This is a genomic window from Halomonas binhaiensis (assembly GCF_008329985.2).
Lineage (GTDB): Bacteria > Pseudomonadota > Gammaproteobacteria > Pseudomonadales > Halomonadaceae > Halomonas > Halomonas binhaiensis.
In genome coordinates, this window is sequence record NZ_CP038437.2 from 1,344,192 (window position 1) to 1,365,835 (window position 21,644).

At 57.8% G+C, this 21,644-nt stretch carries 19 protein-coding genes; 6 read left to right on the forward strand and 13 right to left on the reverse strand.

Annotation, left to right across the window (positions count from 1 at the left end; translation table 11 throughout):
- The first annotated feature begins 16 nt into the window (after positions 1–16).
- On the forward strand, positions 17–664 hold the full coding sequence (locus tag E4T21_RS05820; RefSeq protein WP_149284123.1) for a CDP-alcohol phosphatidyltransferase family protein: 648 nt from the start codon (positions 17–19) through the stop codon (positions 662–664).
- A 154-nt stretch (positions 665–818) separates the two neighbouring features.
- Here E4T21_RS05820 and E4T21_RS05825 read toward each other — a convergent pair whose 3' ends face one another.
- Positions 819–1,301, reverse strand: a complete 483-nt coding sequence (locus tag E4T21_RS05825) for an FKBP-type peptidyl-prolyl cis-trans isomerase (RefSeq protein WP_149284124.1) — start codon at positions 1,299–1,301, stop codon at positions 819–821.
- Between the two features lie 255 nt (positions 1,302–1,556).
- Here E4T21_RS05825 and E4T21_RS05830 point away from each other — a divergent pair, with 255 nt between their 5' ends.
- Positions 1,557–1,838: a hypothetical protein gene (locus tag E4T21_RS05830; protein ID WP_149284125.1), complete on the forward strand. Its 282-nt coding sequence runs from the start codon at positions 1,557–1,559 to the stop codon at positions 1,836–1,838.
- 125 nt (positions 1,839–1,963) lie between these two features.
- Here E4T21_RS05830 and E4T21_RS05835 read toward each other — a convergent pair whose 3' ends face one another.
- From E4T21_RS05835 to E4T21_RS05875, 9 genes are all read right to left on the reverse strand, one after another.
- Positions 1,964–2,437: an outer membrane lipoprotein gene (locus tag E4T21_RS05835; RefSeq protein WP_149284126.1), complete on the reverse strand. Its 474-nt coding sequence runs from the start codon at positions 2,435–2,437 to the stop codon at positions 1,964–1,966.
- 203 nt (positions 2,438–2,640) lie between these two features.
- Positions 2,641–4,236 (reverse strand): isocitrate lyase, encoded by a 1,596-nt coding sequence (locus E4T21_RS05840; protein WP_149284127.1) that lies wholly within the window; start codon positions 4,234–4,236, stop codon positions 2,641–2,643.
- Between the two features lie 346 nt (positions 4,237–4,582).
- Complete coding sequence (locus tag E4T21_RS05845; protein WP_149284128.1) at positions 4,583–5,026, reverse strand: GNAT family N-acetyltransferase; 444 nt, start codon at positions 5,024–5,026, stop codon at positions 4,583–4,585.
- On the reverse strand, positions 5,019–6,230 hold the full coding sequence (locus tag E4T21_RS05850) for a cupin domain-containing protein (protein ID WP_149284129.1): 1,212 nt from the start codon (positions 6,228–6,230) through the stop codon (positions 5,019–5,021). The genes E4T21_RS05845 and E4T21_RS05850 overlap by 8 nt, the downstream gene beginning before the upstream one ends.
- Before the next feature lie 127 nt (positions 6,231–6,357).
- A complete protein-coding gene (purB, locus tag E4T21_RS05855; RefSeq protein WP_149284130.1) occupies positions 6,358–7,734 on the reverse strand; it encodes an adenylosuccinate lyase in 1,377 nt (458 codons plus the stop codon).
- 111 nt (positions 7,735–7,845) lie between these two features.
- The gene (hflD, locus tag E4T21_RS05860) at positions 7,846–8,484 is read right to left on the reverse strand and encodes a high frequency lysogenization protein HflD (protein ID WP_149284131.1); all 639 of its coding nucleotides are present in this window, start codon (positions 8,482–8,484) and stop codon (positions 7,846–7,848) included.
- Complete coding sequence (mnmA, locus tag E4T21_RS05865) at positions 8,481–9,593, reverse strand: tRNA 2-thiouridine(34) synthase MnmA (RefSeq protein ID WP_149284132.1); 1,113 nt, start codon at positions 9,591–9,593, stop codon at positions 8,481–8,483. Before mnmA ends, hflD begins: the two co-directional genes overlap by 4 nt.
- 228 nt (positions 9,594–9,821) lie before the next feature.
- Complete coding sequence (locus E4T21_RS05870) at positions 9,822–10,271, reverse strand: NUDIX domain-containing protein (RefSeq protein ID WP_149284133.1); 450 nt, start codon at positions 10,269–10,271, stop codon at positions 9,822–9,824.
- Entirely contained in the window at positions 10,268–10,861 is a 594-nt protein-coding gene (locus tag E4T21_RS05875; protein WP_149284134.1) for a pseudouridine synthase, read from the reverse strand. Before E4T21_RS05875 ends, E4T21_RS05870 begins: the two co-directional genes overlap by 4 nt.
- Positions 10,862–11,048: 187 nt before the next feature.
- Here E4T21_RS05875 and icd point away from each other — a divergent pair, with 187 nt between their 5' ends.
- From icd to clpA, 3 genes are all read left to right on the forward strand, one after another.
- Positions 11,049–12,305, forward strand: a complete 1,257-nt coding sequence (icd, locus tag E4T21_RS05880; RefSeq protein ID WP_149284135.1) for an NADP-dependent isocitrate dehydrogenase — start codon at positions 11,049–11,051, stop codon at positions 12,303–12,305.
- 478 nt (positions 12,306–12,783) lie between these two features.
- Positions 12,784–13,122 carry an ATP-dependent Clp protease adapter ClpS gene (gene clpS, locus E4T21_RS05885; protein WP_149287062.1) on the forward strand — a complete coding sequence of 113 codons (339 nt, stop codon included), beginning with the start codon at positions 12,784–12,786 and terminating at the stop codon, positions 13,120–13,122.
- Positions 13,123–13,326: 204 nt separating this feature from the next.
- Positions 13,327–15,606 carry an ATP-dependent Clp protease ATP-binding subunit ClpA gene (gene clpA, locus E4T21_RS05890; protein ID WP_149284136.1) on the forward strand — a complete coding sequence of 760 codons (2,280 nt, stop codon included), beginning with the start codon at positions 13,327–13,329 and terminating at the stop codon, positions 15,604–15,606.
- Positions 15,607–15,817: 211 nt separating this feature from the next.
- On the opposite strand, the gene infA is transcribed toward clpA, so the two are convergent.
- The 3 genes from infA to aat form a co-directional block, all read right to left on the reverse strand.
- Complete coding sequence (gene infA / locus E4T21_RS05895) at positions 15,818–16,036, reverse strand: translation initiation factor IF-1 (protein ID WP_013332816.1); 219 nt, start codon at positions 16,034–16,036, stop codon at positions 15,818–15,820.
- Between the two features lie 171 nt (positions 16,037–16,207).
- Positions 16,208–16,945 carry an arginyltransferase gene (locus tag E4T21_RS05900; protein ID WP_149284137.1) on the reverse strand — a complete coding sequence of 246 codons (738 nt, stop codon included), beginning with the start codon at positions 16,943–16,945 and terminating at the stop codon, positions 16,208–16,210.
- 46 nt (positions 16,946–16,991) lie between these two features.
- Entirely contained in the window at positions 16,992–17,705 is a 714-nt protein-coding gene (gene aat, locus E4T21_RS05905; RefSeq protein ID WP_149284138.1) for a leucyl/phenylalanyl-tRNA--protein transferase, read from the reverse strand.
- 410 nt (positions 17,706–18,115) lie between these two features.
- On the opposite strand from aat, the gene E4T21_RS05910 reads away from it, so the two are divergent.
- Positions 18,116–21,505: a DNA translocase FtsK gene (locus tag E4T21_RS05910; protein WP_420827736.1), complete on the forward strand. Its 3,390-nt coding sequence runs from the start codon at positions 18,116–18,118 to the stop codon at positions 21,503–21,505.
- The last annotated feature ends 139 nt before the right edge of the window (positions 21,506–21,644 follow it).

Here is a 21,644-nt window from a genome sequence, read left to right on the forward strand (position 1 = left end):
TACTTCAAGGACTGATATGCTTGATCGCTGGACCATGCCGCTGACACAACGACCGCTTCAGGCTCTGGCTCGACGCTTGTGGCAGCTGGGAGTGACACCGGACGCAGTGACAGTGTTTGCCTTTCTGGTGGGCATGCTGTCTCTGCCCCTGCTGGCGATGGAGCTTTATGGCTGGGCCTTGCTGGCTATTCTGCTCAATCGCCTGGGAGATGGTCTGGATGGGGCGCTGGCGCGCTGTTCCGGAAAGAGCAGTGATGCTGGGGGATTTCTCGATATTGGTCTGGATTTCGTTTTCTATGCCGCTGTGGTGCTGGGGTTTGCCTTGGCCGATAGTGAGCGCAATGCATTGCCCTCTGCGTTGTTGCTGTTTGCCTTCATTGGCACGGGGTCTTCCTTTCTGGCCTTTGCCATCATGGCTTCACGGCATGGCCTTCAACGTCCCAATTTCCAGAGCAAAGCCTTTTATTACCTGCATGGTCTGACAGAAGGTACCGAAACCGTGGTGGCTTTTGTGGCCTTCTGCCTTTGGCCTGCACAATTTCCCTTGTTGGCATCATTATTCGCCGCTGCTTGCCTGGTGACCACCGCTACACGGCTGTGGGGTGGTTATTGCACGCTCAAGAGACTGCCTGCCCCCAACACTGAAAAGCTCACGCCCGACTGACCGAGCAATGGCATTGATGTGCGAGATGATTTGCGGCGGTTGGCAGCATCTGGCAAGCACAAAAAGGGCAGCTGATGAGGGCTGCCCTTTCATGCCTGTCACTCCACGACTCCTAGATCAGAATGACATAGGAGGACGGAGGGAAGGAAATATCTTAGTGCTGGTGACCGCCTTCACCATGCACATGGCCATGCTCGATCTCTTCCTGACTGGCTTCGCGCACGTCAGTGATCTCGACATCGAAGTTCAGGGTCTGGCCAGCCAGCGGGTGGTTGCCATCGACAGTGACGGTATCGCCTTCGACCTTGGTGACGGTGACCATCAGCGGGCCACCTTGGGTCTGGGCCTGGAACTGCATTCCGGCTTCGATGTTGTCAACGCCCTGGAAAGCATCACGAGGAACTTCTTGCACCAGCTGATCCTGGACTTCGCCGTAGCCTTCAGCAGGAGCCACCTTGGCGACGAGCTTATCGCCTGTGCTCTTGCCTTCGAGCTCCTTTTCCAGCCCGGGGATGATATTGCCAGCACCGTGCAGGTAGGTCAGCGGCTCACGGCCTTCCGAGCTGTCCAGCACTTCACCAGCGTCATTGGTCAAGGTGTAGTGAAACGCGACGACAGAGTTTTGCGCAATCTGCATGGATGAACCTTTGGTCTTTGGTGAGTGCATTTAAGCCTTCATGGTAACGTGCAGAGGAAGGTGATGTCAGGGGGATGGGACATTTTTCAGCTTGTTGCTGTCGTATCCTGAACAGGATTCACGCACTAATGCCTTAACTTGCCGGTAGTTGCATGACTTTCCAGTCGTTAGTTGCGCGGTTCCGATGGTGGGGATACCCTCTGGGAACGTTTTTTTCCCATCCTTTCAATTAACGTCACTCGTGTGGAGTCTGACATGATGCTATTCGTGATCTGGCTGGTCGTATTTGCCGTCATCCTGGCCCTGACAATCAAGGCCTGGCCAGGTGTCTTCGGTTCTATGATAGATCGGTTGTTGCCTGCCGTGCTGCGCAGTGAGGATGACCGTTGGATCTGGTGCCCAGCCTTTGCCGCCATTGTGGCGACGGCTATTGTGTCTCCCATCGATATGCTGATGACGCTGTTGATCATGGCAATCATCGTTGGTGTCGGTGGCAAGCTGGGCTGCTGGATCATGAGCAAGGTCAAGATGCACTGATGAGCAGTTTCCTATAGCCCTGCATGATGGGTCATAACGACATCGCCCCAGCCAAAAGCTGGGGCGATGTCGTTTATGTCTCCTGCCTGGAATACAAGAGTCACACTGGTCAGTCTGGCGTCATATCAATAAGGCGCTACGCTCAGGTTCGATCCACTGCCAATCAGGCGAACGCGCTGGCCGACCTGGAACGGCTGGTCCGCTTTCTGCACGACGACGACTGTCTGGCCGTTGTCCTTGCGGACTTCCAGCTCCCATGCAGCGGTACGGTTGGCTGACTGTTCGATCTTGCTGCCGGCCATGGCGCCACCAATAGCACCTGCGGCAGTGGCCAGGGTACGACCGGAACCGCCACCGACCTGGTTGCCGAGCAGACCACCGATAATAGCGCCACCGCCGCTACCCAGGATGCCGCTGTTCTCGGCCTGGATCTGCACCTGACGCATGGCGCTGATGGTGCCGTATTCCACGCTCTGGGCAGCCTTGGCCTGGTTGCCAGAGTAGACATTGCCTGAGTAGCCAGAAGTATTGGCACAACCGGTAAGAGCAAGGGCTGCAATGGCCAGAGCGGGAACGAGTCGTGTCTTGGTGACCTGCATGGTGGGTATACCCCTCTACTGCGTTAAAGAATATAAGGTTAAATAAGAGAAATGCTGTTTTCTAATCTTTCATTATTAGAATTCAGCATATCGCTTTAGTTCCTTGGTTTCCCGAGAAAATCATTTAATCAGCGATCATGCAAGCAACAAGTCGGGGAGGCCATAGGCCTCCCCGTGGTTCTTGCAGGAATGACAGTGGATGTTCAGCCGAACTGGTTCATGGTGTTGTCCTTTCCGCCAGCCTTGAGTGCTGCATCGCCGTGGAAGAATTCCTTGTGATCATCACCGATGTTGGAGCCAGCCATGTCCTGGTGCTTGACCGTAGCGATACCTTCACGGATCTCGCGGCGTTGGACACCCGCCACGTAGGCCAGCATGCCTTCCTCGCCGAAGTAGCCCTTGGCCAGGCTGTCGGTGGACAGGGCTGCGGTATGATAGGTCGGCAGTGTAATCAGGTGATGGAAGATACCGGCTTCACGAGCGGCATCGCGCTGGAAGTTCTGTGTCCATTCATCTGCCAACTGGCCAAGCGGGGTATCGTCATATTCTGCACCCATCAACTTGGCACGGTCGTAGGCGGAGAGGTCCTTGCCTTCGGCTTCCCAGGCATCGAATACCTGCTGGCGGAAGTTCAGTGTCCAGTTGAAGGATGGTGAGTTGTTGTAGACCAGCTTGGCATTTGGCACGGCTCCTCGAATGCGGTTGACCATACCTGCAATCTGGCCGACATGAGGCTTCTCTGTCTCGATCCAGATCAGGTCGGCACCGTTCTGCAGGCTAGTGATGCAATCCAGCACTACTCGATCTTCGCCCGTTCCTGGCTTGAACTGGAACAGGCCAGAAGGCAGACGCTTGACCTTGATCAGCTTGCCATTCTGCTTGATCACGACATCGCCAGGGCCAATGTCGGAGGCGGAGGTGATTTCGTCGCCATCGAGGAAGTTGTTGTACTGATCGCCCAGATCTCCTGCTTCATGGGAAACGGCAATCTTCTGAGTCAGGCCCGCGCCCAGAGAGTCGGTACGCGCGACGATGACGCCATCATCTACTCCCAGTTCAAGGAAGGCGTAACGTACGGCATTGATCTTGGCCAGGAAGTCCTCGTGGGGAACAGTCACTTTCCCATCCTGGTGGCCGCACTGTTTCTCGTCAGACACCTGGTTCTCGATCTGGATACAGCAGGCCCCCGCTTCAATCATCTTCTTCGCCAGCAGGTAGGTGGCTTCGGCATTGCCAAAGCCGGCGTCGATGTCAGCGATAATCGGCACCACGTGAGTTTCGTGGTTGTCAATTTTGGCTTGAAGCTCGGCAACCTTGGCACTGTCGCCGGCCTGACGGGCGGCTTCCTGATCCCGGAAGAGGTGGTTGAGCTCCCAGGCATCAGCCTGGCGCAGGAAAGTGTAAAGCTCTTCTATGAGATCTGGCACGCTGGTTTTTTCGTGCATGGACTGGTCCGGCAGTGGACCGAACTCTGAACGTAGAGCGGCAACCATCCAGCCGGACAGGTACAGGTAGCGGCGCTTGGTATTGCCGAAGTGCTTCTTGATCGAAATCAGCTTCTGTTGGCCGATGAAACCGTGCCAGCACCCCAGGGACTGGGTGTAGAGGGAGCTGTCGTTATCGTAGGCGGCCATGTCTTCGCGCATGATTTTGGCGGTGTAGCGGGCGATGTCCAGGCCTGTCTGAAAACGGTTCTGGGCACGCATGCGGGCGGCATTCTCGGGGCTTATGCTTGCCCAGTGATTGGCATGGGCCTCGCGCAGCTGGGTCATTGCCTTAAGGTCGTCATTGAAGGTCATGGTCGGGCCGTCCTTTCGTATCTGAAGTGGGAACACCTGCGAAACTTCAATGCTGCAGTTGCTAACAATCGTTGCTAACTATAGCCAGATTCTGTCGCTGTACTCACCATGTTTTCCATGGCTGCCATGAATCTGATTGGTGCGGCATGTTGTGACTACAAGATAATCAATCTGGCTGCCATTGCAGTGCAGCACATGCCGTCTTGTTAGCGACTATGTCCTACTGTGGCGGGGCTTGACCATTGTCACTTGGGGGTAGGCGGGGTTGTAGTATGACTACAAGAATGCCTCTGAACAGCACATTCTTGTAGTCGAGTTCCCTGGGAATAGGAAACGGAGGGGATGTTTATTTGCTGAAATTCAATGTCATGTTGCGATGCGGAATGCCAGCATCAAGGAAGGTATCTCCTTCAGCCTCGAAGCCGAGCCGTTCATAGAATGGCAGGGCATGGGTCTGGGCAGCCAAGGCCACATGATCGTGGCCTCTCTGGCGTGCAGCTTCGATCGCGGCGCGCATCAGGCTGGCGCCGGCACCCAGGCCTCGGGCTTCCTGGAGTACAGCAACTCGGCCGATATGACCATCGGGCAGCAGTCGGGCTGTGCCCAGGGCCTTTTCTCCTTCACTTGTTTCGACCCAGGCCAGCAGGTGAAGACACTGAGGATCGAGGCCATCCCATTCTTCGTCGAGGGGCACGTGCTGTTCTTCCACGAACACGACTTGACGAATATGGCTGGCAGGTCCGCCGAGCTGTTCCCAGGAACCGCTTTCAATGCGTACTGTGTCATTCATGATCTTCGTCCTGATCGTCCTCTTCATCAGCGTAATCTTCATCCAGCCAGGTGAGGCTTCCGGCGTCCAGCAACTGGGTCAGCAACTGAGGTGCGCCGGGAAGACCGAGCAGTTCTGCATCGACAGGGTCGAGGCTTGCCAGGGTGCGGGCCAGATTAAGATCACAGTCATGTCCATCGCCATCGACGAACAGCGTCGCCAGACCATTCTCCAGTGCGCGCCAGGCAAAACGAGAGCCAGGGGAGCGCTCGAGTTGTTCGCCTTCCTGTAGTGCAGCAACAAGGTCGTCCACCTCGGCAGGTGTCTCGCTGGGCACCAGTTGATCTACATACTTGGGCTGAGTCATGACGCGACCGAACCACTGAGCCAGTTGCGCAGGGTCATCCAGGGTGTCGAGAATCAACGAACGCATGCGCTGAACGGCTTCATCATCCAGTTCGCCGGGGTCCCGGGGAGGAGCCATGCCTGGGTCGCCATAGCGATGGGAGGCCGGTTGGCGCTCGCCAAGATAGTCGGCAAAGGAGGTGATGGCCTCATCGGCGGAAGGCGCGCGAAAGCCCACGGAAATTGTCATGCAGTCATCGGACTGACTGACACCATGGTGGGCCCAGCCGGGTGGCAGGTAGAGCATGTCACCCGGTTCCAGCACCCAGTCATGTTCAGGTTCGATATCGAAGGTTTCGAGAATGCGCAGGTCAATGCCAGAAATGATGGGAGCATCATCGGCGACTTTGCCGCCCAGTTGCCAGTGGCGCTGGCCGCTGGCCTGCAGCAGGAATACATCGTACTGGTCGACGTGAGGACCGACACTGCCCCCCGGTGGCGCGTAACTGATCATGATGTCGTCCAGGCGCCAACGCGGTAGGAAGTGGAAATGCTCCAACAGTGCCGCGACATCCGGTACATAATGATCCACTGCCTGGACCAGCAGGCTCCAGTCGTGTTCTGGCAGTCGGGCGAAGGTGGCATCGTCAAAAGGGCCATGGCTGACTTGCCATGGGCCATCGGGACCTTGCTCCTCGACCAGGCGAGCTTCGATATTGTCTTCGCAGGCCAGTCCTGCCAGTTCGTCTGGGGATAGAGGGCTTTCGAAGTCAGGGAAAGCTCCCCGGATGAGCAACGGTTTCTGCTGCCAGACATCGCGCAGAAAATCATTGGCGGACAGACCGCCAAGCAGGGCGATAGGAGAGTCGTAGGCGGACATAGCGCATCCTGTAGAGAAGTGGCTGAGCCATAAAGTACAAGAGGCTGCCGGTGTGCGAAAGCAGCTCCGGCAGCCTCATCATTGCAAGCCCAGGCCTCTTGTGAGTCCGAAGGGCGGCAAGTATCCCTTAACGCATGGTAGAGAGCTTGTGCGCCTGTTCGACGGCGTTACCGATATAGGTCGCCGGAGTCAGCGCCTTGAGCTCTGCCTTGACCTCGTCCGGCAAGGCCAGGGTGTCGATGAAGGCAGCGAAACCTGCCTGGTCGATACGCTTGCCTCGCGTCAGTTCCTTGAGCTTCTCGTAGGGTTTCTCGATGCCGTAGCGACGCATCACCGTCTGAATCGGCTCGGCCAGGACTTCCCAACTGCTGTCGAGGTCTTCCGCCAGGCGCTCGGGGTTGGCCTCTAGCTTGCCGATGCCTTTGAGAGAGGCCTGGTAGGCGATCAGGCCATAAGCCATGCCGACACCCAGGTTACGCAACACGGTGGAATCGGTCAGGTCCCGCTGCCAGCGCGAAATCGGCAGTTTCTGGGCAAGATGGCCAAGGATGGCATTGGCCAGTCCCAGGTTGCCTTCGGAGTTCTCGAAATCGATGGGGTTGACCTTGTGCGGCATGGTAGAAGAGCCGATTTCACCCGCTACCGTCTTTTGCTTGAAGTAGCCCAGCGAGATATAGCCCCATACATCGCGATCAAAATCGATCAGGATGGTGTTGAAGCGGCATACCGCATCGAACAGCTCCGCGATGTAATCATGCGGCTCGATTTGGGTCGTATAAGGATTGAAGGTCAGGCCCAGGCTCTCGACGAAGGTCTGGGCATTGGCCTCCCAATCCACATTCGGATAGGTGGTCAGGTGAGCGTTGTAGTTGCCCACTGCGCCATTGATCTTGCCCAGAGTCTCGGTGCTCTCGATCTGCTTGAGCTGACGGCGCAGGCGATAGGCAACATTGGCCATTTCCTTGCCCAGGGTAGTGGGGCTGGCGGTCTGGCCGTGGGTGCGTGACAGCATCGACAGCTCGGCATGACGCTCGGCCAGCTGGGCGATGGAGTCGGCCACTTCGTGCATTACCGGCAGCAGGGTGGCAAGGCCGCCTTGCAGCATCAGGCCATGGGACAGGTTGTTGATGTCCTCGCTGGTACAGGCGAAGTGCACGAATTCGGTGATGGCGTGCAACTCGGGCTGGGCCTCGATCTTCTCCTTGATGAAGTACTCCACCGCCTTGACGTCGTGGTTGGTGGTGCGCTCGATTTCCTTGATGCGTTGAGCATCGGCTTCGCTGAACTCATTGACCAGACGATCGAGGAAATCGGAAGCGGCAGAGGACAGCGCAGGAACCTCACTGATACCGGGCAGCTCAGCCAGGCGTTGCAGCCAGCGGATCTCGACAGTGACTCGGGCACGAATCAGGCCGAATTCGCTGAAGTGCTCGCGCAGGGACTCAGCCTTGCTGCCGTAGCGGCCATCGACGGGGGAAAGGGCGGTAAGAGCGGAGAGTTGCATGATGAGGTTCCGGCTGTTCAGAAAGTCAGTTGATATTGGGGTGAAGGCTTGTTTTGATCCCGCGTGCTTGTTCTGAGCCACGAGAGTGTCGTTGCGTTCGCTCAGGCAGCTTCAGAGTTCGTCCAGGGCACGTTTGAGAGAGTTGCGCTGGAACATCAGTTTCCAGCGGCGCCCCCCTTGTTGATGCCACAGCAGGGCGAAGCGAATACCTGATAGCAAGGTGGCACGAATGCGTTCCGGCATCATGGGACTTTGCAGCAGGCTAGGGTCGCCCTGGATGACGATGCGATTCTTGAGCGTCGAAATTGTTTGCTGGTAAGCCTCGCCGAGGCTGGCAACAACATTCTCGTGGGTGTTGCCGAAGTGTTCCGCCTGGGCCCGAATACGTTCCAGACGTGCACCCAGGTCATCCATCATGGCGTTGTCACTGCGTAGTCTGTTCATCAGCAACATGATGCTGAAGCCATAGCGCAGTACCACAGGGTTGACCTGGCGTTTACCTACAACGGCCTCCAGCGTTTCGAGACCAATGCGCAGGTTGTTGGGGTGGCCACCGTAAACTGACTCGAAGGTCGGCGGCTGGGTTTCCAGTGTGGCATTGATCTGGGTTTCCCAGGCGCGGCTATCGGCCTGTCCAGTGCGAGCCAGGGAGTCGGCCAGGTGAGCGGCCTGGAACACACCTGCCAGGGCGATGACCTGGCGTGCGATGGGCGACTCGGGGGCGCGGTGAATCGGGACGGACTCGTTCATGCCGCTTTCTCCTGCGCATTCCAGGTTGCATTGATCACCCCGCCACCGAGGCACACATCTCCAGAGTAGAGCACGAGAGACTGGCCGGGTGTCACGGCGCGTTGCGCCTCGTCGAAGTGAACATCGACACCACCATCGGGGCGTGTGCGCATGGTGCAGGGGACGTCTGTCTGGCGATAACGTGTCTTGGCGGTGAAACGTCCTTCGCTGGCAGGTGCGACACCTGCCACCCAGTCCATGGCTTCGGTGGACAGGCTGTCGGTGTACAGCAGCGGATGGTGCTTGCCTTGTACGGCAATCAGCACATTGCGCTCTAGGTCCTTGGCCGCCACGTACCAGGGTTCTTCGGGGTAGCTGGCCAGTCCGCCGATACCCAGCCCCTGACGCTGACCCAGGGTGTAGTACATCAGCCCCATGTGCTCGCCGATCCTGTCACCATCTGGCGTTTCGATAGCGCCTGGCTGGGCTGGCAGGTATTGCTTGAGAAAGTCGGAGAAACGGCGTTCCCCGATGAAGCAGATACCGGTGGAGTCCTTTTTCTTCGCCGTGACAAGACCGTGGCGTTCAGCGATGGCGCGGACCTGAGGTTTTTCGATCTCGCCCACTGGGAACAGTGTGCGAGCGATGGCGGCTTCCGGTACAGCATGCAGGAAGTAGCTCTGATCTTTATTGGCATCCAGGCCCTTGAGCAGGCGTGGACGGCCGTCGCGTTCACCACCACGCACATAATGACCGGTGGCGATCAGGTCGGCACCGAGCATCTCTGCGTAGTCGAGGAAGACTTTGAACTTGATTTCACGGTTGCACAGGATATCGGGATTGGGCGTGCGCCCCGCCTTGTATTCGGCGAGGAAGTGTTCGAAGACATTGTCCCAGTATTCTGCCGCGAAATTGGCCGTATGCAGTTTGATGCCGAGCTTGTCGCACACAGCCTGGGCGTCCGCCAGGTCTTCCTTGGCGGTACAGTATTCAGTGCCGTCGTCCTCGTCCCAATTCTTCATGAACAGGCCTTCTACTTCGTAGCCTTGTTCAAGCAGGCGCAAGGCCGAGACGGAGGAGTCGACACCGCCGGACATGCCGACGATGACTTTGCCGGTGGGCGCGGACATAGCAATTCTCTATAGCAATTCTTTATAAGCGGTCTCTATAAAGACTGTCTCTATAAAAGCAGTTTCTGGAAAAAGAGCAGTCTCTACGAAACAGAACAACCCAATAACCGCTTTCTCGTACAGGAGCGGGCATTCACGAGTCTTGCAGGTGCCGCAGGCCTGTGCAGGTACTGAGATGTAGTAAATGGGCCGGAATTATACACGAAGCGGGGCAAGGCGACGAGCGGCTTACCGTTCGTGAAGCACCTCCATGGGGTAGGTCTTGCCGGCCAGGGCATCACGAATACGACGCAGCACCAGTGGGCTGCGCAGGCGGCCTTGCCTGTCGAGCTCTTCGACTTCCTCCAGGGTCAGCCAGTGAATGTCGAGGATGCCCGGGTCCAGTTCGTTGCCGAGGTGGGCCAGGGCCATGCCGAAGAAGGCGTGACTATGGAAGGTCTGTCCGTCCGGCGCATGGTAGACATACATGCCAAGATAGTCGGTGATGCCGACCCTCCATGCGGTCTCCTCGGCAACCTCTCGCAGGGCACCGTCCTGGATGCGTTCTCCAGGCTCAAGGTGGCCCGCCGGCTGGTTGAACAGGGTGTGCGGGCCTCCGCGGCCTTCTTCCACCATCAGGAAGCGGCCTGCACGCTCTACCACGGTGGCCACGGTAACGTGGGGTGTCCAGCGCATCATTTGTGCCTCCTTGAACGTGGTGAGGAGTGGCCTGCAGGTCGCTTGGGAGCATGCAGAGTCTGGCATTGCCACTGGCCTGGGGCCAGGCCGTCAAGCCTCCAGGGGCCGATGGCTACCCGGACCAGGCGTAAAGTGGGATGGCCGATGTGTGCGGTCATTCTGCGCACTTGGCGATTGCGTCCCTCGGTGATTGTCAGTTCAAGCCAGCAAGTATCCGGGTGGCGCTTGGGGTTCAATGGCGGTTCTCGCTCCGGCAGGCCGGAATCCGCGAGTCGACGAACCTTGGCTGGCAATGTTGCTCCATCCTTGAGCGTGACCCCTTTGCGCAAAGCCTGCAAGGCTGCATCGCTGGGTTGGCCTTCGACCTGGACACGATAGGTCTTGGGTTGCTTGTGTTGCGGATGACTGATGCGGTGAATCAAGTCGCCGTTATCGCTCAACAGAAGCAGGCCCTCCGAGTCATAGTCCAGGCGCCCGGCAGGATAGATGCCAGGTATGTCGATCACGTCGGACAGGGTGGCCCGGCCTTCGCTGTCCGTGAACTGGGACAGCATGCGATAGGGTTTGTGCAGTAAATAAAGCTGGCTCATGAAGCGATGATGGGACTCGTCAGGGCAAAGAGAGAAAGATTGTCGACAAAGCCTACTCCGTGAGCGGGGGGTAATGCTATACTCCGCGCTCCACTGAACAGGGGGAGCTGTGAGAAGCGGCAACTGGAGTGCACCTTCGACGCCATTCCCACGGCCTTCTTCACAAGACCAGACAGGGGAGTTCTCCATGGGTTTCCAGAAAATTGTCGTCCCTGAGGGCGGCGAAAAGATTACCGCCAACGCCGACAACACCCTGAACGTACCGAACAATCCGATCATCCCGTTCATCGAAGGTGATGGTATCGGTATCGACGTGACTCCGGCGATGAAGATTGCAATCGACGCCGCTGTGCAGAAGGCCTACAACGGCGAGCGCAAGATCCACTGGATGGAAGTCTATGCCGGTGAGAAGGCGACTCAGGTCTACGACGCTGATACTTGGCTGCCAGAAGAGACTCTGGAAGTAGTCAAGGATTATGTCGTTTCCATCAAGGGCCCACTGACCACGCCGGTGGGTGGTGGTATCCGCTCTCTGAACGTGGCCCTGCGTCAGAAACTCGACCTGTATGTCTGCCAGCGTCCGGTTCGCTGGTTCACCGGCGTGCCGAGCCCGGTCAAGAACCCGGGTGACGTGGACATGGTCATCTTCCGCGAAAACTCCGAAGATATCTATGCCGGTATCGAGTGGAAGGCTGGCAGTGCTGAAGCCGACAAGGTCATCAAGTTCCTGCGTGAAGAAATGGGCGTCACCAACATCCGCTTCCCGGAAGGTTGCGGTATCGGTGTCAAGCCGGTTTCCGAAGAAGGCACCAAGCGTCTGGTGCGTCAGGCCCTGCAATACTGCATCGACAACGACCGTGAGTCGCTGACCCTGGTGCACAAGGGCAACATCATGAAGTTCACCGAAGGTGCCTTCAAGGACTGGGGCTACGAGCTGGCCAAGGAAGAGTTCGGTGCCGAGCTCCTCGACGGTGGCCCCTGGATGACCTTCAAGAACCCGAAGAACGGCCAGGACATCGTGGTCAAGGATGTCATCGCTGACGCCATGCTGCAGCAGATCCTGCTGCGTCCGGCCGAGTACGACGTCATCGCCACGCTGAACCTGAACGGTGACTACCTGTCCGACGCTCTGGCAGCCGAAGTGGGCGGTATCGGTATCGCTCCGGGTGCCAACCTGTCTGACACCGTTGCCATGTTCGAGGCTACCCACGGTACTGCTCCGAAGTATGCCGGTCAGGACAAGGTCAACCCGGGCTCCCTGATCCTGTCCGCAGAAATGATGCTGCGTCACATGGGTTGGGTCGAAGCTGCCGACCTGGTGATCAAGGGCATGGAAGCGGCTATCTCCAAGGGCGAGGTCACCTATGACTTCGAGCGCCTGATGGACAATGCCAAGCTGCTGAAGTGCTCCGAGTTCGGTGAGGCTGTTGCCGCCAACATGTAAGTGCTGACGCGCTGACATGATGCAAGCCCCCGCCTGGCGACAGGCGGGGGTTTTTCATATCTGAGCCAGACGCATGATCGGGCTATGTTTATACAGGCAGGTTTATACAGGCAGGTTTATACAAGCACGTTTTCATCGGATGCTTTCAAGAGCATTTCACTAGAAATCGTCTACCGGGAGCATGGTTTTACGTGAAAGCGTGAGTGATTGGCCCGATAATGAAGATAAAGTTGAGAACCAAGCTGCTCGATCGACGTCCAATGCTCGACAGGGTGTCTATCTCCCAGGTATCACCATCTTGCAGGAGAATCTGTCATGAGAGCCTGTCATGCACGCTTGTCATGATAGTCTGCAGGGAGATGGCCAACTGTGAGAGGTTGGGTCGTGAGCGGTGCACGAATACGATGATGTGAGGCTTATGTTCAACCAGTATGATGATAACTGGGCCAGGTGGCCGGCGTCCGCAGTAGTGAGCACGATGGCGGGCATGACGCGACCGCCGCAACCGAACGAGGAGGAAGAAGGGGATCTGGCCACTCAGGCGGCTGATCCAGAACTGGCCAGGCCACCCATGTACAAGGTGGTCTTGCATAATGATGACTTCACCCCCATGGAGTTTGTCGTTGAGGTGCTGCGAACTTTTTTTCATCTGGATGACGAGAGCGCAGTGCAGATCATGTTGACAGTGCATACCCAGGGCAAGGCAACTTGCGGTATCTTCACTAGAGATATTGCGGAAACCAAAAGTCATCAGGTCAATCAATATGCAAGAGAGTGTCAGCATCCGCTGCTGAGTGACATCGAGTCAGCAGACTGATTTCACGCGATGGACTCAGTCGTTCGTTTCACGTTATCCAGCGATGCTCTTGACTTACGGGACGGGCTCACGGCATGGGTTAGCGGGCAGCAAGTACCGCAACGTTGAAGGAGAACTTGCAACGGCGGCGTTTGTGCCCGATGTTGATGATGCCGGACCACAAAAGATCCGACGCAAGCCCTAGGCGGCGAGAAGGGGACTGCCATGCTGAGCAAAGAACTTGAACTGACCCTGAACACGGCTTTCACTGTGGCGCGCTCGAAGCGCCATGAGTTCATGACCGTGGAGCATCTGTTGCTGGCGCTGCTGGATAATGCAGCTGCCTCCGATGTGCTACGTGCCTGCGGGGCCAATCTCGATAAGCTGCGGTCCGACCTGCAGGATTTCATTAATTCCACCACGCCTCTGATTCCTGAGGATCAGAGCGAACGTGAAACCCAGCCTACCCTGGGCTTCCAGCGAGTGCTTCAGCGCGCGGTATTTCACGTGCAGTCATCCGGCAAGAGTGAAGTGACTGGAGCGAATGTGCTGGTGGCTATCTTCTCCGAACAGGAGAGTCAGGCGGTTTATTTCCTCAAGCAGCAGAATGTTGCTCGGGTCGATGCAGTCAACTATATCGCCCACGGCATTTCCAAGGTGGCAGGGCATGGCCAGAGCCCGGCTCCGTCATCTCCTGAATCGGAAGAGGGCGAGGAGGGCATCAGCGAGTCTGGTGGCAATCCGTTGACCGGGTTTGCCACGAACCTCAATGAGCAGGCGCGCATGGGCAAGATCGATCCATTGATTGCGCGCGATCATGAGCTCGAGAGGGTGGTGCAGATTCTGGCCCGTCGGCGCAAGAACAACCCTCTGCTGGTAGGTGAGGCGGGTGTCGGCAAGACAGCCATTGCCGAAGGCCTGGCCAAGCGTATCGTTGAGGAAGACGTGCCTGATGTCATCGCTGATGCTGTGGTGTATTCCTTGGATATGGGAGCGCTGCTGGCAGGCACCAAATATCGTGGCGATTTCGAGAAGCGCTTGAAGGGCCTCCTCGGTGAGCTACGCAAGCAACCCAATGCCGTTTTGTTCATCGACGAGATTCATACGGTCATTGGTGCCGGTGCCGCTTCCGGCGGGGTGATGGACGCCTCCAACCTGCTCAAGCCACTGCTGTCTTCCGGTGAGCTGCGTTGTATCGGCTCCACGACCTTCCAGGAGTTCCGCGGTATTTTCGAGAAAGACCGCGCTCTGGCTCGTCGTTTCCAGAAGGTGGACGTGCTGGCTCCTTCGGTGGAGGATTCCATTCGTATTCTAAAGGGGTTGCGCTCACGCTTCGAGGAGCACCACCAGCTCAAGTACACCGATGCAGCATTGGAGTGTGCGGCACGCCTTGCTGATCGTTATATCAATGATCGCTACCTGCCGGACAAGGCCATTGATGTCATCGATGAGGCGGGGGCCCATCAGCGCTTGCTGCCTCCAGAGATGCGTATCGATACCATCGACGTGGATCAGATCGAGGCAGTGGTAGCGTCGATTGCCAGGATTCCGCCAAAGAGTGTATCCAGTTCTGATCGCAAGCTGCTGGCGAATCTGGATCGTGACCTCAAGATGCTGGTGTTCGGTCAAGACGAGGCCATCGACAGTCTAGCCGCGGCGATCAAGCTATCACGCGCTGGGCTCAAGTCGCCGGACAAGCCGGTTGGCAGTTTCCTGTTTGCAGGCCCTACCGGGGTCGGCAAGACCGAAGTGGCACGTCAGTTGGCCACGATCATGGGCGTGGAGCTGGTACGCTTCGATATGTCCGAGTACATGGAACGCCATACCGTATCGCGTCTGATCGGTGCGCCTCCTGGATATGTCGGTTATGACCAGGGCGGGCTGCTTACCGAAGCCATTACCAAGCAGCCTCACTGTGTCTTGCTGCTGGATGAGATCGAAAAGGCACATCCTGAGGTCTTCAACCTGCTGCTGCAGGTCATGGACCATGGTCGCCTGACCGATAACAACGGGCGCGAGGCCGACTTCCGTCATGTCATTCTGATCATGACCTCCAATGCAGGAGTGGAGCAGGCTACGCGTCGCTCCATCGGGTTCCAGACCCAGGATCACTCTACCGATGCCATGGAGGTGATTCGCAAGACCTTCTCGCCGGAATTCCGCAACCGCCTGGATGGCATCATCCAGTTCCACGCTTTGCCCGTGGAAGTGGTGCGCAATGTGGTCGACAAATTCCTCGTCGAACTACAGGCGCAACTGGATGAGAAGCGTGTTCAGTTGGAAGTGGACGATGAGGCTCGGGATTGGCTGGCGGAGCAAGGGTATGACCCTGACATGGGCGCGCGCCCGATGGCTCGCCTGATTCAGGAGAAACTCAAGAAGCCATTGGCCGAGATGATTCTGTTCGGCGATCTGGCAGAGCATGGCGGTGTGGTTCACGTCACGCTGGAGAACGGGGAGTTGAGTCTGTCTACGGACGTGGAGCTGGCAGCAGACACTCCCTGAATCTCGATGTTCAGCATGAGGTTTCTGGCGTAACTGCCGACGCCCCGTCCAGCGACGGGGCGTCGCTGTATAGGGGCGCAGTAAGCAGACAGGCTTATAGAGAACTGCGGCAAGCTGCGTGAAGCTTACAGGGCAGGGGCGAGGGTGAGAGCAGCGCATACTGCGCCATCATGCTGCGTTGCCCACGCCGAATGTTCCGCCTCGATGGGGCTTAACGGGAGCGGTAGACGATACGACCCTTGGACAGGTCGTAAGGTGTCAGCTCTACCTTGACCTTGTCGCCCGTCAGGATGCGGATATAGTTCTTGCGCATCTTGCCAGAGATGTGAGCGGTAACGACGTGGCCGTTTTCCAGCTCGACACGAAACATGGTGTTGGGAAGGGTATCGACGACGACGCCTTCCATTTCGATATGGTCTTCGCGTGCCATATAGGCGAATCCTCGCTGATGGATCAGGACAACGCCGGAGACATGAAAGTTCCTCCTGGCGTTCGGGTAGCGCGGTATTCTGCCGTATGCCGCGGCAGATGGCAAAAATAGCGCGCAAACGAGCCCTCCACGAGCCATGCTCGAGGGTGGCTTTTGCTTAAGTTTAGCTTGTCAGAGAGGGATAAGGCGACGCCATTGGCGGCCATCGAGCCGTTCGAGGGGAGAGAAAGTGCTTTTGTAGTTCATTTTTTGGCATTCTTCGATCCAATAACCCAGATAGAGATGTGGGAGACCAAGATGCCTGGCTTTCTGGATCAATGTCAGAACCGCCTGGGTACCTAGAGAGCGTCGTTCGAATGCTTCGCTCGGGTCGAAAAAGGTATAGATGGCCGATAACCCATGGTGAAGTTCATCGAAGGCAGCGACCGCGACCAGCTTGTCATCAAGATGAAATTCCAGCATGCGTGCATATGGCTGATCCAGGCTGAGGAATGTCCGGTACTGCTCATGGCTAGGAGGGAACATGTCCCCATCGTGGTGCCGCGTAATGATATAGCGTGCATACAGATCGTAGTGTTCCTGCTTGAACTGGGCCTGACAGTCCGTCACCCGCAGGTCGGCATTGCGGCGCATCAAGCGACGTTGGGTTCGATTTGGCGTGAATTCTGTGACAGGAATGCGTACGGATATGCAGGCGTTGCAGCCTTCACAATGAGGACGATAGAGGTGCTGGCCGCTGCGGCGAAAGCCGAGCAGGGTGAGAGAGTCATAGACAGCCTGACCAGGTGACTCCTTGGGGTCGAGAAACAGCGTAGTGGCTTCTTTATCCGGCAGGTAGCTGCAGGCATGGGGCACTGTGAGAAAGAAGCGCAGATCGCGTACTGGCTGCCGCGGAGTATTGCTGCTCAAGGGATGCCTTCTCCGTAGAATTTGCCGCAGAAAATAGCACGTGGATTCACAATGCAGATCCAATGAATTCAAAGGACCAGTCAGGTCGTGTCACATCGAGATTATCCTCACCCAACCATCTATCAAGATAGCCGATGAAGGTTGTTCGGGCGATGCTGCTGGCTCCCATACTTTGCAAGTGTGCGGTGTGCATCTGGCAGTCGATCAGTTTGCCGCCATCATGTGCCATGCCTCGGGCCAGGTGGACCAGGGCCACCTTGGATGCATCGGGCTCGAGAGAGAACATTGATTCACCGAAGAATACCGGCCCCAGTGCAACACCGTACAAGCCCCCAACCAAGGCGTCCTGCTTCCATACCTCCACAGAATGCGCAATGCCGCGGCGATGCAGTGTTTCATACGCTTCCTGCATTTCCGGAGTGATCCAGGTGCCTGGCTCGCCTGTGCGCGGCGCTGCACAGGCTGCAACGACATGATCAAAAGCCTGGTTGGCAGTTACCTGGAAACCGGCGTTTCTGATGCGTTTTGCCAGGCTGCGGCGGACACGTACCTGCTCAGGAAACAGTACCATGCGCGGATTGGGACTCCACCACAGAATGGGCTGGTCGTCGCCATACCATGGAAAAATACCGCGGCGGTAGGCGCTCACCAGCCAATCGCAGGTGAGTGCTCCTCCGGCAGCCAGCAGGCCATCAGGGTCATCCAGGGCGTCGCTGACGGGGGGAAACTGAACGGGGTGCTCGGGGAGCCAGGGCAGCATGGTTGGGCTCTTGATATGAGAGAAAATGCAAGTTTGGCCTGTGCGTCGATCATGCTCAAGGTTCTTTCTCACCTACGTTCAGCGCTATTTTTCCGCTTCCTCGCAAAGGTTTCCGGATCCGCTCAGTCCGACTTTTTCCGGCCAGCTCAAGACGGCCGCTCTGTGATCCGCTCATGATGATTTTCCTGGGCAGTCCCGGAGCTGAGAAACCTGTCCTCAGTATCCGATAAAAACCACTTGGAGGTGCTTCAGGCCTATAACCTTGCGCTCTGGCTCGGTATCATGGCCTCCAGAAAGAACGTTGGAGACGCCCTCAGGGGCGCGAGGGAGGCCGTTTGACTGCCAAGAAGAAATCCACGTCGCCGTTGGCGACGGCGGCAGCCGCCAAGGAGACTGCCAAGAAGGTTGGCCTGCGTCTTCAAGGCTCTGCTACGGAAGGTGTGATCATTGTCTTGCTGGCCGCCTGCGTATTCTTGCTGCTTGCATTGTTCAGCTTCAACTCGGCGGACCCGGGCTGGTCCAGTAGTGGCCCGGAAACCGAGGTCAGCAACTGGATGGGGCCGGTCGGTGCCTGGTTGGCTGATGTGCTGTATTCGCTATTTGGTGTCAGTGCTCTCTGGTGGCCGGGTATGCTGGGTTTTGCGGCCTGGTGGCTGATTCGTTCGCGTCAGGTCCGCATCGACTGGGATGCCACCGCTCTTGCGGTACGTTGCGGTGGACTGGTCTTGCTGTTGCTGGGGTCCACGACATTGGGGGCCTTGTACTTCTACGATCCGAATAGCCCTCTTCCCTATTCGACCGGCGGGATTCTTGGTGAAGGCCTGGCTGGGGCCTTGCGTTTGCTGGTGGGTACCGGCGGCACGGGCCTGTTGGCCGTAGCGGGGATCCTGTGTGGTCTGCCGCTTTTCACCGGCTTGTCCTGGTTCAATGTGATTGATGAAATGGGCCACCGTGCTCTGTCGCTGATCCAGCGGTTTCGCCGTGATGCCGGCACTGAGCTTGAACAGAGCAAGGTGAAGACCGAAGACGCTCCCGCGGCGGAGTCTGTTGAAGAGGCGGGCAAGCCACGCTGGTGGCAGCGCCTGTTGCCTTCGTTGCGAACGCGGCGTGATTCACAGGCGCCGGACCTGGGTGACTCCCGCAAGCGTCAGGAGCCCGCTTTTGGCAATGATGGCAACAGTGAGATTCCGTGGGATGTCCCTGAGCAGACGCCTTCTGCCAAGCAGCCTGGTGCTGCCTATACCGAGCAATACGCCAAGGCTGAACGCAAGGAACAGGGCCGTACGGGTGCCCAGAAAGAGGCTCTTGAGCCAACGCTGGGCAGTGCCTTTTCCAGCGTGACGCCTGAACAGGGCAAGGGGCAGGGCAGCAACGTGCCACAGGAAACGTTGCCATTGCGTGCTGAGCGTGCAGAGCCGCAGCAAGCCCCTCGCACAGCCCCTGAAATAGCCTCTGAGAAAACGGCCAGGGCCGCAGGAGAGCAGTTGCCGGCCGCCGGCTCTCGGAGTGAAGCCTCTCCAGATGCATCTCAACTCGCGCCAACAACCGAGCCTGCTGTTGAAACGGTTGCACCGGAGTCAAAACCGGCCACGAAACCGCGTATCTCTGTGCACGCACTGGTCAACAAACCTGGCGAGTACAAGTCGACACATACCGAAGTGCCTTTTGTCGAGGAGTCCCAGGCGGTTGAAACGCTCCGATCGGTAGAAGAGCTTCAGCCAGTTGAGGAGCTTCAGCCCGTTGAGGAGCTTCAGCCAGTTGAAGAGCTTAAGCCAACTGGAGAGCCCCGGACTGTCGACAAGCCCCAGGACAGTCCAGAGTCCAGGGCCAAGGACGCTGCCATGGCTACTGCAGGTGTTGCTGGCACGGTTGCAGCTGCTGCGGCCCTGGCATCTCGTGAAGGAGAGGCGCCTGCGCCCGAGCCATCGCATGTCATCTCTACACCAGAAGCGCCCAGGGCCGAGCGTCGTGCAGAAGACATTCCTGAGCCGGTGTTGCCTGATGATGACTTTGCCCCGGACTATGTGGCCAGTGCGCCCTCAGCCCCCCTGCATGGCGACATCAGGAAAGAAGAGTCTACCGATGGCAGGGAAGCAGACAAGGCTCCCGTTTCCGCTACACCGGTACCGGCTTCTCAGCCGGCCGACAGGCAAGGCGATGAGCAGGCTGTATCGGGCCGTGTGGCAACTGCTGAACAGGCGCAGGAAGCTGCAGAAGCCGGTGGTCCGACCTTGTGGACAGTAGAGCACCTGCAGAGCCAGCGCCCGGGCCTGGATGACCTGCCAGAGCCGGATGGCGAGATTCCGAGCATGAGGCTGCTGACACCACCTGAGCCTCACCAGCCCAACTACACGCCAGAGCAGCTGCAGGATATGGCTGAACTGCTCGAGATGCGTTTGCGTGAATACGGGGTCAAGGCAGAAGTGGTCGATACCTGGCCGGGGCCGGTGATCACCCGCTTCGAGATCAAGCCTGCTGCCGGGGTAAAGGTGTCGAAGATCAGCAACCTGGCCAAGGACTTGGCTCGTTCGCTGATGGTCAAGAGTGTACGTGTGGTGGAGGTCATCCCTGGCCGGCCCACGGTGGGTATCGAGATACCCAACCCCAATCGCGCCATGATTCGCCTGCGCGAGGTGATCGACTCCGAGCGCTTCCTCCAGGAGGCCTCTCCCCTGACGCTGGCTCTGGGCCAGGACATTGGCGGTGCCGCGGTGATCGCCAACCTGGGCAAGATGCCCCATGTGCTGGTGGCTGGTACTACCGGCTCGGGTAAATCGGTGGGGGTCAATGCGATGCTGATCTCCATGCTGCTGAAGGCCACGCCAAGAGAGCTGCGCTTGATCATGGTTGACCCCAAGATGCTGGAGCTGTCGGTCTACGATGGCATTCCCCATCTGCTGGCGCCGGTTGTCACGGACATGAAGGAAGCCGCCAATAGCCTGCGCTGGTGTGTCGCCGAAATGGAGCGTCGTTACAAGCTGATGGCTGCCATGGGGGTGCGTAATATCGCCGGCTTCAACAGCAAGCTGGATGAGGCCGAGCGTCATGGCGCCCAGGTGGCGGATCCGTTATGGGAGCCTCAGCCCTGGGAAATGCATCAGACGCCGCCTGTATTGGAAAAGCTGCCCTACATTGTGGTGGTGATCGATGAATTTGCCGATATGTTCATGATTGTCGGCAAGAAAGTGGAAGAGCTGATTGCGCGTCTGGCGCAAAAGGCCCGTGCAGCAGGCATCCACCTGGTACTGGCAACACAGCGTCCTTCCGTTGATGTGGTCACCGGCCTGATCAAGGCCAATATTCCCACGCGCATGGCCTTTCAGGTTTCCAGCCGGGTCGATTCTCGTACCATCCTTGATCAGGGTGGGGCAGAGAACCTTCTGGGACACGGCGATATGCTCTATCTTCCGGCGGGCTCTGGCCAGCCGACCCGTGTACATGGCGCTTTCGTCGATGATGACGAGGTGCATCGCGTGGTCGAAGACTGGAAGCGTCGTGGTGAGCCGGAATATATCGATGAGATACTGTCCGGTGGCGTTTCCGCGGATGCCTTGACTGGCCTCGAGGCAGATGGCGCCGGCGATGACGGTGATGCTGAGCAGGATGCACTCTATGACGAGGCTGTCGCCTTCGTGACAGAGAGCCGTCGGGCTTCCATCTCGGCTGTGCAGCGCCGCTTCAAGATAGGTTACAACCGTGCCGCAAGGCTGGTTGAATCCATGGAGATGGCTGGCGTGGTCTCACAGATGGGGAGTAATGGCGCGCGCGAGGTATTGGCGCCGCCGCCCGTTGGCAGTTGAGCTTCGACAAGTAAAGCTGCGACAAGATGAGCGGAGAGTGTTGCAGAATGGCGACACCTTCCGTTCAGCGTGTAACGACCATGGAAGTCCATGATTTTCGCTTTATTCGGGCAACTTGCCCGGCATACTGACGTCATAC

Bases quoted from the DNA above. Each gene is read 5' to 3' on its own strand.
- E4T21_RS05820 (WP_149284123.1), top strand. From the start codon at position 17: ATGCTTGATCGCTGGACCATGCCGCTGACACAACGACCGCTTCAGGCT.
- E4T21_RS05825 (WP_149284124.1), bottom strand. From the start codon at position 1,301: ATGCAGATTGCGCAAAACTCTGTCGTCGCGTTTCACTACACCTTGACC.
- E4T21_RS05830 (WP_149284125.1), top strand. From the start codon at position 1,557: ATGATGCTATTCGTGATCTGGCTGGTCGTATTTGCCGTCATCCTGGCC.
- E4T21_RS05835 (WP_149284126.1), bottom strand. From the start codon at position 2,437: ATGCAGGTCACCAAGACACGACTCGTTCCCGCTCTGGCCATTGCAGCC.
- E4T21_RS05840 (WP_149284127.1), bottom strand. From the start codon at position 4,236: ATGACCTTCAATGACGACCTTAAGGCAATGACCCAGCTGCGCGAGGCC.
- E4T21_RS05845 (WP_149284128.1), bottom strand. From the start codon at position 5,026: ATGAATGACACAGTACGCATTGAAAGCGGTTCCTGGGAACAGCTCGGC.
- E4T21_RS05850 (WP_149284129.1), bottom strand. From the start codon at position 6,230: ATGTCCGCCTACGACTCTCCTATCGCCCTGCTTGGCGGTCTGTCCGCC.
- purB (WP_149284130.1), bottom strand. From the start codon at position 7,734: ATGCAACTCTCCGCTCTTACCGCCCTTTCCCCCGTCGATGGCCGCTAC.
- hflD (WP_149284131.1), bottom strand. From the start codon at position 8,484: ATGAACGAGTCCGTCCCGATTCACCGCGCCCCCGAGTCGCCCATCGCA.
- mnmA (WP_149284132.1), bottom strand. From the start codon at position 9,593: ATGTCCGCGCCCACCGGCAAAGTCATCGTCGGCATGTCCGGCGGTGTC.
- E4T21_RS05870 (WP_149284133.1), bottom strand. From the start codon at position 10,271: ATGATGCGCTGGACACCCCACGTTACCGTGGCCACCGTGGTAGAGCGT.
- E4T21_RS05875 (WP_149284134.1), bottom strand. From the start codon at position 10,861: ATGAGCCAGCTTTATTTACTGCACAAACCCTATCGCATGCTGTCCCAG.
- icd (WP_149284135.1), top strand. From the start codon at position 11,049: ATGGGTTTCCAGAAAATTGTCGTCCCTGAGGGCGGCGAAAAGATTACC.
- clpS (WP_149287062.1), top strand. From the start codon at position 12,784: ATGGCGGGCATGACGCGACCGCCGCAACCGAACGAGGAGGAAGAAGGG.
- clpA (WP_149284136.1), top strand. From the start codon at position 13,327: ATGCTGAGCAAAGAACTTGAACTGACCCTGAACACGGCTTTCACTGTG.
- infA (WP_013332816.1), bottom strand. From the start codon at position 16,036: ATGGCACGCGAAGACCATATCGAAATGGAAGGCGTCGTCGTCGATACC.
- aat (WP_149284138.1), bottom strand. From the start codon at position 17,705: ATGCTGCCCTGGCTCCCCGAGCACCCCGTTCAGTTTCCCCCCGTCAGC.